This window comes from Jiangella rhizosphaerae (genome assembly GCF_003579925.1).
Taxonomy (GTDB): domain Bacteria; phylum Actinomycetota; class Actinomycetes; order Jiangellales; family Jiangellaceae; genus Jiangella; species Jiangella rhizosphaerae.
Map to the genome: position 1 here is coordinate 1 of NZ_QUAL01000073.1, position 8,790 is coordinate 8,790.

10 protein-coding genes are annotated in these 8,790 nt (G+C 72.8%); 5 read left to right on the forward strand and 5 right to left on the reverse strand.

Features of this window, described 5'->3' with window-relative positions; all coding sequences use genetic code 11:
* Positions 1-790 (forward strand): DUF4097 family beta strand repeat-containing protein (locus DY240_RS31760; RefSeq protein WP_119659497.1); only part of this gene is annotated, 790 nt, incomplete at its 5' end.
* A 231-nt stretch (positions 791-1,021) separates the two neighbouring features.
* Here DY240_RS31760 and DY240_RS31335 read toward each other — a convergent pair.
* Both DY240_RS31335 and DY240_RS08455 read right to left on the reverse strand, forming a co-directional pair.
* The gene (locus DY240_RS31335; RefSeq protein WP_147375239.1) at positions 1,022-1,972 is read right to left on the reverse strand and encodes a hypothetical protein; all 951 of its coding nucleotides are present in this window, start codon (positions 1,970-1,972) and stop codon (positions 1,022-1,024) included.
* The gene (locus tag DY240_RS08455) at positions 1,969-2,589 is read right to left on the reverse strand and encodes a hypothetical protein (RefSeq protein WP_119659499.1); all 621 of its coding nucleotides are present in this window, start codon (positions 2,587-2,589) and stop codon (positions 1,969-1,971) included. The genes DY240_RS31335 and DY240_RS08455 overlap by 4 nt, the downstream gene beginning before the upstream one ends.
* Before the next feature lie 263 nt (positions 2,590-2,852).
* Between DY240_RS08455 and DY240_RS08460 the strand changes: the two genes are divergently transcribed.
* From DY240_RS08460 to DY240_RS08470, 3 genes are read left to right on the forward strand one after another with little or no spacing between them, the layout of a single operon-like run.
* Positions 2,853-3,386 (forward strand): PadR family transcriptional regulator, encoded by a 534-nt coding sequence (locus DY240_RS08460; protein ID WP_119659500.1) that lies wholly within the window; start codon positions 2,853-2,855, stop codon positions 3,384-3,386.
* The gene (locus tag DY240_RS08465; RefSeq protein WP_233552657.1) at positions 3,383-4,117 is read left to right on the forward strand and encodes an ABC transporter ATP-binding protein; all 735 of its coding nucleotides are present in this window, start codon (positions 3,383-3,385) and stop codon (positions 4,115-4,117) included. Before DY240_RS08460 ends, DY240_RS08465 begins: the two co-directional genes overlap by 4 nt.
* 5 nt (positions 4,118-4,122) lie before the next feature.
* Positions 4,123-5,958 (forward strand): FtsX-like permease family protein, encoded by a 1,836-nt coding sequence (locus tag DY240_RS08470; RefSeq protein WP_119659501.1) that lies wholly within the window; start codon positions 4,123-4,125, stop codon positions 5,956-5,958.
* Between the two features lie 6 nt (positions 5,959-5,964).
* Here the strand turns inward: DY240_RS08470 and DY240_RS08475 are convergent, their stop codons facing one another.
* The 3 genes from DY240_RS08475 to DY240_RS08485 are packed head-to-tail and all read right to left on the reverse strand — an operon-like array spanning position 5,965 to position 8,351.
* A complete protein-coding gene (locus tag DY240_RS08475; protein WP_119659502.1) occupies positions 5,965-6,351 on the reverse strand; it encodes a hypothetical protein in 387 nt (128 codons plus the stop codon).
* 51 nt (positions 6,352-6,402) lie between these two features.
* Positions 6,403-7,239, reverse strand: a complete 837-nt coding sequence (locus tag DY240_RS08480; protein ID WP_119659503.1) for an LLM class F420-dependent oxidoreductase — start codon at positions 7,237-7,239, stop codon at positions 6,403-6,405.
* A gap of 8 nt (positions 7,240-7,247) precedes the next feature.
* Positions 7,248-8,351 carry an FAD-dependent oxidoreductase gene (locus DY240_RS08485; RefSeq protein ID WP_119659504.1) on the reverse strand — a complete coding sequence of 368 codons (1,104 nt, stop codon included), beginning with the start codon at positions 8,349-8,351 and terminating at the stop codon, positions 7,248-7,250.
* A gap of 53 nt (positions 8,352-8,404) precedes the next feature.
* On the opposite strand from DY240_RS08485, the gene DY240_RS08490 reads away from it, so the two are divergent.
* A partial coding sequence (locus tag DY240_RS08490; RefSeq protein WP_199701099.1) for an ABATE domain-containing protein occupies positions 8,405-8,790 on the forward strand: 386 nt, incomplete at its 3' end.

Consider the following 8,790-nt stretch of genomic DNA (forward strand, 5'->3'; position numbering starts at 1 on the left):
GGGCGGTGCCGGGCCGGGTGCGGGCGCCGCGGCGCGGCGGCGGCCGGTGCGGCGTGGGCTGTCGTTCGCCGGGATCGCCGCGGTGGCGTTCGCCGGCCTGACCGCGGTGTCGTGGATCACCCACTCCCATGACTCGGTGACGATCGACGAACGAGTCGACCGCGTCGAGATCGACGTCTCCTCCGGCCGCGTCGAGATCGTCGGGTCGCCGTCGGACGAGACCCGGCTCGACTTCTCGGTGAAGTCCGGCTGGAGCCGCGACGGCGGGATCGACCACTCGGTGGCCGGTGGCGTGCTGCGGGTGACCGGCGGCTGTGATTCCGGCGTGTTCGGCATCTGGTGCGAGTCGGACGTGACGATCACCGTTCCCGCATCGGCGTCGGTGGTGGCCGATGCGTCCGCCGGAACCCTCGTGGTGTCGGGGCTGTCCGGCGAGACGTCGCTCGATTCCGACGCCGGCTCGATCGAGGTGTCCGACCAGCGTGGTCCGCTGCTGGCCCACTCCGATGCAGGCGCGGTCCGGGTGACCGGCCTGGACGCCGACGTCGCCAAGGTGACGTCGAGCGCCGGCGACGTCACGGTGGAGGCGGTGTCGCCGCCGCGATCGCTGGACGCGGAGTCCAGCGCCGGCTCGGTGCGGGTGTCCGTACCCGGCGACGTCCCCTACGACGTCGAGACCGACTCCGCCGTCGGCCGCGAGGTCGTCACCGTCCACTCGATGCCGGGTGCCCGGCACGAGATCCGCGCCTTCTCCAGCGCCGGCTCCGTCGAGGTCGTGGGCGCTCGCTGACCGGGTTCGGGTCCGTGGCTCGGTGAGTTCGATGGGTGAGGGATTCGTGCAGCCAGGACGACCCGGATCCTCTGGGCGCCCGCTGACCGGGTTCGGGTCGGGGGCTCGATGGGGTTCGATGGGTGAGCGTTTGGTGTTGCCCTGAGCACAGTAAGTGCTCACTCATCCGTCGCCGCCGGCGATGGGTGAGGGATTCGTGCAGCCAGGGCGACCCGGATCCCTCACCCATACTCAGCCGATCTCGATGACCTGGCGTTCCCCGATGCGAACATGCGCGGTGGTCGCCGGCCGCGGCGGCTCGAGCGTGCCGCCGACCCCGGTCGACGCCGTCCACGTGGCCGTCCAGTTCGCGGTCGCCGTGACGGCGTAGGCGGTGCCCGGCTGATCGGCACTGGTCTGCGCGTAGGTGTGGCCGCAACTCGGCGACGGCCTGACGCCCAGAGCGGGCACGTACGCGTCGCCGGGCGTCTCGCAGCTGACGCTGGTGCCGTCGCCCATGTCCCAGGTGACGCTCTCGACCTCGGCCGTGACGGTGACCGTGATGCCGCCAGCCGTCGCCGACTCCTCGATCGGCCCCCAGGTCGTCGGGCCCGCGTTGGTGACCCACATCCACACCGGCGCTCCGACCAGGCCGATGCTCCCGGGTGCTTGCTCCAGCGGGCGCGGCGCGAGCCCGAGCTCCAGCGGTTCGAACCTCATCCCGTCGAGCAGTTGCTGCGCAACCTCCTCCGGATTCACGACAACCGGCGGCTGCTCCCCCGGCGCCTCAGCGGCCCAGAAGTCACGATAATCCCCCCACGTCGGCTGACCACCGTCTCCGACAGCCGTTAGCTTTATACAGCGGTAGACAGATCCATCTCCCGGACTATGCCCTTCCCATCGCGGGTCGTTGGGAGGAACGTCGCTCGAGATGTCGCCGATGTAGCAGTCATATGGCGAGGCCACGAACTGATACGCCCCAATCCGGCATGGGGCGTTGAGTACTAGCGGGTCGCTCTGATGACAGTCGGTCGTGACCTCCTCGCCTAGCTCGTCCTCATCGGGCACACAGAAAACGCCGTTCCAACTCGAACCGGGCGGACAGTCATCGGCGGCGGGCGAGAGATCTAGGTCGGCGTCGGCGGGGACTGGGAAGAGCCCGGCGACAAGCCCTCCGACGACGCCGGTGATCGACGCGCTCACGGACATGCGCCTGTTACCTCTACCGCAGCCTTCGTCAGGAACCAACCCTCGCGGTTTGGGATGAACGTGACCTCAAGAGTCCAACGCTGATAGGAACTGGGCTCGGCTGGAAGCTCGGCCGGCGAGCCGTCATAGGCAACGAAACTCAAACCCCTGAGGTCCAGGCAGGCATTACCGTGAGCACGTGCCGATCGGTCCTGATCGAACGTCACATCGTGTACATCAAACGCCGCTATCAAGGTTCGACCTACCTGCTCGACCTCCGAATTAATAAACGCATTCGTGCTGTTGAGAAACTCAATCTGAGCTTCGTCCAACATTCGCAACTCGGACTCGACAAGCGCAAAATTCCAGGCGGGGTCAGCTGCGGCATCGTCAACAAAGTCGCTGGCGTTGGCCTTGAAGTCGTCCCAGGCGGCGATGAGTTGCTCGAAGGTCGCTTGGATGTCGGCTTCGGCTTGCTCCTCCGGGGTCAGCGACGGCGGAGCGGTGAGCGCGGGCTCGGTCGTCAGCGGCGGCGAGGGGGAGGGCGACTCGGGATCCGAGCCCCCACCGCCGCCGCAAGCGGCGAGCAGGAGCATGGCAGCGACCGCCGTCGCGCGACGAGCCACCGACATTCCCACACTCCTCGCCATCGCATCCGAACCGAGCCGATGATCTTACGGCGACCAGCGCCCGGAGGCGCCGCACTCCGCCGCAAGCCCCCATCACCTATAGGTACGTTCCGACGCCCGAACGTGACAGCCGCACCGGCCGGGGCGGCCGGGGCGCACCGGCCGGGCGAACCGGCACGGCGGCGGGCCCACCCGACTTCGCAGCGACCCCTTGACCGCTCACAGCTAACGGTTATAGTCATGGCTAACGGTTATAGGGAGTCAGAATGCAGCAGGAAGTGGTCCTCGCGCTCCTGGCCAAGGAGCCGTCGCACGGCTATCAGCTGCGCGCCCGGCTCCGGCAGGCGCTCGGCCCGGTCGGCGAGGCGATGAACGCCGGCCAGGTGTACGTCGTCCTGACCCGTCTCGAGAAGGCCGGCCTGGTCACCACCGAGAGCCCGGCCCCCGCGACCGCCAAGGACACCGCCGACCGCAAGACCTACGCTCTCACCGCGAAGGGCCAGCACCGCGTCGCCGAGTGGCTGACCGAGGTGAGCTGGCCGAAACCCGACCTCGCCGAGTTCCACCTCAAGCTGGTCGCCGCCGCGGCGGCCGGGCTGGCCGATCCGCTGAGCATCGTCGACACGCAGCGGCGCGAACTGCTGCGCCGCCTCCGCGAGGCGCAGCGGGCCGCGATGGCCGAGCCCGACGGTTCCGACGCGGCTCTGCTGCTGGAGGGCATCGTGCTCCGGCTCCAGGCCGACCTGCGCTGGCTGGAGGCCTGCGAACGCAGCTGGACGACCCGAAGGAGCGCCCCGTGAGCACCACCATTCTCAGCACCCGCGGCCTGACCAAGACCTACGGCGACGGCGAGAGCCTGGTCCGGGCGGTCGACGGCGTCGATCTGGACGTCGCGGCCGGCGAGACGGTCGCCGTCATGGGGCCCAGCGGCTGTGGGAAGTCCACGCTGCTGCACCTCGTCGGCGGCCTCGACCGGCCCACCGCCGGCGAGATCCACCTGGCCGGCCGCCGTGTCGACCAGCTCACCGAGCGCACGCTGGCCCGGCTGCGGCGCACCGACGTCGGCTTCGTCTTCCAAGCGTTCCACCTCATGGACGAGCTCACCGTCGTCGAGAACGTCGAGCTCCCCGCGCTGCTGGCCGGCCGCTCGCCCCGTGCCGCCCGGGCCCGGGCCACGGAGCTGCTGCGCCGGGTCGGCCTCGCCGCGAAGGCGGCAGCACTCCCGACGGCGCTCTCCGGCGGCCAGCGGCAACGCGTCGCCGTCGCCCGGGCGCTGAGCAACGAGCCGGTCCTCGTCCTCGCCGACGAGCCGACCGGCAACCTCGACAGCGCGGCCACCCTCGACGTGCTACGGCTGTTCGAGGAGCTGCACGAGGCCGGGCAGACGCTGGTCATCGTCACCCACGACGAGCGGATCGCCGCGACGGCGGACCGGCTCATCTCGATGCGCGACGGCGCGTTCGTCGACGAGACGCGCCTGACCGGCGGCACGTCCGGCCGGCTCGGCGCGCTCGCCGAGCTCGAGGGCTGACGGCGATGGGCCGGCTCCTGCTCATCGCCCGCCTCGCCGGGCGCGACCTGCGACGGCGTCCGGCCGAGGCCGCGCTGCTGCTGCTCGCCATCACCGCCGCGACGACGACGCTCACGCTCGGCCTGGTCATGCACGGCGTCGCCGGTGACCCCTACCAGCGCACCCGCGAGGCGTCGGCCGGACCCGACGTCGTCGCGAGCGTGATGCCCGACCCGGTCACCGGCGCTCCCGCCGACCCGGCCGTTCTGACGGAGCTGAGCGGGGCCGACGAGATCGCCGCGAGCAGCGGGCCGTTCCCCGTCGCCGGCACCACCGTCGAGGTGGGCGGCCGGACGGCGGACGTGCAGGCCGTCGGGCGACCGGCCGAACCCGCCGACGTCGACCGCCCGATCGTCACCGACGGCGAGTGGCTGGGCGGCGGGGACGGGGTCGTCGTCGAGGCCGCCTTCGCCGACGCGCTGGGCATCGAGGCCGGCGACACCGTCACGCTCGGCGGCGAGTCCGTCGAGGTCGCCGGCATCGCCGTCACCGCCGCGATGACGCCCTACCCGGCGGCGAGCTGCCTGGTCGTGTGCACCCCGATCACCATCAACGGCGAGCCCGTGCGCGACATGGCGGTCGACGTGCTCGAGGAGCCGGGACTGATCTGGGTCGGCGAGTCCATGGCGACGTCTCTCGCCGCCGACCCGGACGACCTCGCCTACGTCAGCTACCTGCGGCTGGACGATCCCGACGCCGCGCAAGCCTTCGCCGACGCCCGCATCCCGAACGGCCCGATGGACGCCATGCTGGAGCCCTGGCCGCACATCTACGAGCAGGTCACGCACATCGAGCGCAACGCTCAACGGGTGCTGCTGACCGGCGCGTGGCTGCTCGGCATCCTGGCCGTCGCCAGCGTCGCCGTGCTCGTCGGCGGCCGGATGGCGGACCAGACCCGGCGGGTGGGGTTGCTGAAGGCGGTCGGCGGCACGCCCGGCCTCGTCGCCGCCGTCCTGCTGGCCGAGTACGTCCTGGTGGCGCTGGTCGCGGCCGCGGCCGGTCTGGTCGCGGGAGGGCTGACGGCGCCGGCGATCACCGACCGCGCGGCCGGGCTGCTCGGTGGCGCCGCGACACCGTCGCTGACCGCCGCGACCGTCGCGACGGTCACCGCCGTCGCCCTCGGCGTCGCGGTGGTGGCGACGTTCGTCCCGGCCGTCCGCGCCGCCCGCACGAGCACCGTCGCCGCGCTCAACGACGCCGCCCGGCCGCCGCGCCGGGTCGGCTGGCTGATCGCGCTGTCCGCGCGGCTCCCGGTGGCGGTGCTCATCGCCGTGCGGGTGGCCGGACGGCGGCCGCGGCGGGTCGCGCTGAGCATCGCCAGCATGACCGTCACCGTCAGCGGCATCGTCGCGGCGCTGGCGGCCAACGCCGAGCTCAACACGCAGCTCGCCAGCGACCCCGACCCGCGTATGGAACGGCTCGGCGACGTGCTCGCCGTCATCACCGTGACGCTGGTCGCGCTGGCCGCCGTCAACACCGTCGTCGCCACGTGGGCGACCGTCCTCGACGTCCGGTACTCGTCGGCCGTCACGCGGGCCCTGGGTGCGACACCGGCGCAGCTCGCGGCCGGTCTGTCACTCGCCCAGGTGCTGCCCGCGTTCCTCGGCGCCGTCCTGGGCTCCGCCGGCGGCCCGCTGCTCTACGATGCGGTCGACCAGGACGACGTCGTCCTGCCGCCCGCCTGGTGGCTGGTCGCCGTGGTCGTCGGCGTCGTGGTCGCGGTGAGCGCGCTGACGGTGGTCCCGGCGCGCCTGGCCGCCCGCCGTCCGGTCGCCCCGATGCTGCAGGGCGAGCTGGCCTGACCGGGGTCAGACGACGGCCTTGCCGAGCACCGTCGTGGCGGCCTCCTGGTCGTCGACGCACAGGACGGCGACGAACTGGGAGTCGGAGACCCGCACCGGCAGGAACACCTCGACGTTCACCCCGGCGTCGGCGAGCTTGCGGAACGTCGCGGCGCCGGCGCCGGGCGCGTTCTTCAGCCGGACCATGACGGCGTCGCGTTCGGTGGCGTCGAAGCCGGCGTCCTGCAGCACCGACCGCGCCGTGGCCTCGTCGTCGGCGATGAACGCGACCGTGCCGGCGTCGCCGTGCGTCAGCCCGCAGATCACCAGGTTGACCCCGCGCGCCGCCATCGCCTCACACAGCTCGGCGAGCCGGCCCGGCTGGTTCTCGAACTCGACGGTGAAGGCGCTCATCGCGCTCACCTCCTACGACGGGAGTCCTCAGGGCCAACGTACCCCCGCAGGTCAGCCGATCGAGCGCAGCCGCGGCAGCAGTTCGGCGACGGCGTTCGCCTGGGCCTCGGCCGAGCCGGGGCGGGTGATGACGATGATGTCGTCGGCGCCGGCCGCGGCGAACGCCTCGACGCGTGGCAGGAGGTCGGCGACGTCGTCGCCCAGCCGCAGCTGCATCGTGCGGCGGATCTGCGCAGGGTCGCGGCCGACGTCGGCGCAGTGGGCGTCGAGCACGCCGGACAGCTCCGCGAACTCCGCCGGTTCGACGCCGGTGGCGTTCCAGGCGTCGGCGTACAGCGCCGTGATGCGCAGCGTCCGCTTGCGGCCGCTGCCGCCGATCCAGATCGGCGGGTAGGGCGTCTGGACGGGCTTCGGCTCGGCGACGGCGTCGCGCAGCTGGTAGTGCGCACCGTCGAACGTGGTCCGCGGCTGCGTCCACAGCGACCGGATGACCTGGCAGGCCTCCTCGAGCCGGTCCAGCCGCTCCCCCGCGGTGCCGAACCGCAGCCCGAACATGGTGTGCTCGTACTCGGCCCACGCCGCGCCGAGCCCGAACTCGAGCCGGCCGCCGGACAGGTGGTCGACGGTGACGGCGATCTTGGCCAGCACGCCGGGATGGCGGTAGGTGTTGCCGGTGACCATGCAGCCGATGCGCACGCGCGTCGTCGCCTCGGCCATGGCGGCGAGCAGCGCCCAGGCGTCGAAGATGTCGCCGTCCGGGTCGCCGCCGATGGTGGCGAAGTGGTCCATGTTCCACACGTGGTCGAAGCCCGCGTCATCGGCGACGCGCCAGACCGCGCGGTACTCGTCGATGGGGGCCTGCTGGCTCAGCTTCAGTCCGTAGCGCACCGCGCCAGTCAAGCAGCCGTGGCGCCCGGAAGCGAGGACTCCAGCAGCTCCTTGATCTCCAGGGCGGCCTCCCGGCCGGCGCGGTTGGCGCCGACGGTGCTGGCGGACGGGCCGTAGCCGACAAGGTGCACGCGGGGATCGCGGACGACGCGGGTGCCGTCCATGCGGACGCCGCCGCCGGGTTCGCGCAGGTGCAGCGGCGCGAGGTGGCCCAGTGCCGCGCGGAAGCCGGTGGCCCAGACGATCACGTCGGCCTCCGCCACCGTCCCGTCGGGGAACTCCACCCCGCCGGGCACCAGGCGGGTGAACATCGGCCGCGGGTTCAGCACGCCCTTGGCCATCGCCTCGCGCACGACCTCGGTGTAGCCGAGCCCGGTGACGGCGACGACGCTCAGCGGCGGCAGGCCGGCCCGCACCCGCGCCTCGACGTCGGCGATGACCGCCCGGCCGACCTCGGGCGAGAACTCGTCGTAGCGGAACTCCGGCGGCCGGCGGGTCACCCAGGTGACGGACGCGGCGACGTCGGCGACCTCGGACAGGACGTGCGCCGCCGAGTGCCCGCCGCCGACCACGATGACCCGCTGCCCCGCGAACGACGAGGGCCCGCGGTACTGCGACGAGTGCAGCTGGCGGCCGTGGAACGTCGAAGCGCCCGGGTAGTACGGCCAGTGCGGACGGGTCCAGGTGCCGGTCGCGTTCGCGACGGCCCGCGCGCTCCACGTCCGCCCGTCCGCGGCCCGCACCAGCAACCGGCCGTCGTCGAGCGACTCGACCGACGTGACCCGCACCGGCCGCAGCACGGGCAGGTCGAAGCGGCGCTCGTAGCCGGCGTAGTACCGCCCGACGACCTCCGACGCGGGCGCCGAATCCTCGCCGGCCGCCGCGGCACGACGCACGCCCGGCAGGTCGAACACCCCGTGCACCTTCGCCATCGTCAGCGTCGGCGGCCGCGACGCCCACGCGCCGCCCGGCCCGTCCGCACCGTCGAGCACGACGAAGGAGACGCCCAGCCGGCGCAGGTGGTACGCCGTCGACAGGCCGGCCTGCCCGGCCCCGATCACGACGACGTCCACATCCACACCGGAGACAACGACGACAGCGCCCGGCCTCATCCCGCCACGCGGGTGACTACCCCCTAACTGTGTTTCACCGGTAGCATGACGCCATGCCCGTCGACGCCAGCACGCTCCCGCTGGTCGGTGGCCATGTGGCCCTCGACCTGGTCAACACCGTCGAGCCGCGGCTCGCGGCGCCGTCCGCGGGGCAGGCCCGCGACCACCTGACCGGCCCGGAGGCGCTGCTCACCTGGGCCGGCCGCGTGAACCTGGTCGACGCCGGGGAGAACGCGGCGGTCCGTGCCGCGTGGGCCGCCGACCCCGGCGCGGCCGGGGCGGCGCTGGCGGCGGTCGAGGAGATCCGCGAGGCCCTGCACACCGTGCTGCTGGCGGCCCTCGACCTGATCCCCGGCGACGCGCCGCCCGTCCGCGCCGCGGCCGACCACCTGCACACCCGCCGCATCGCGGCGCTCGGCCGCTCGGCCCTGCGCCTGCG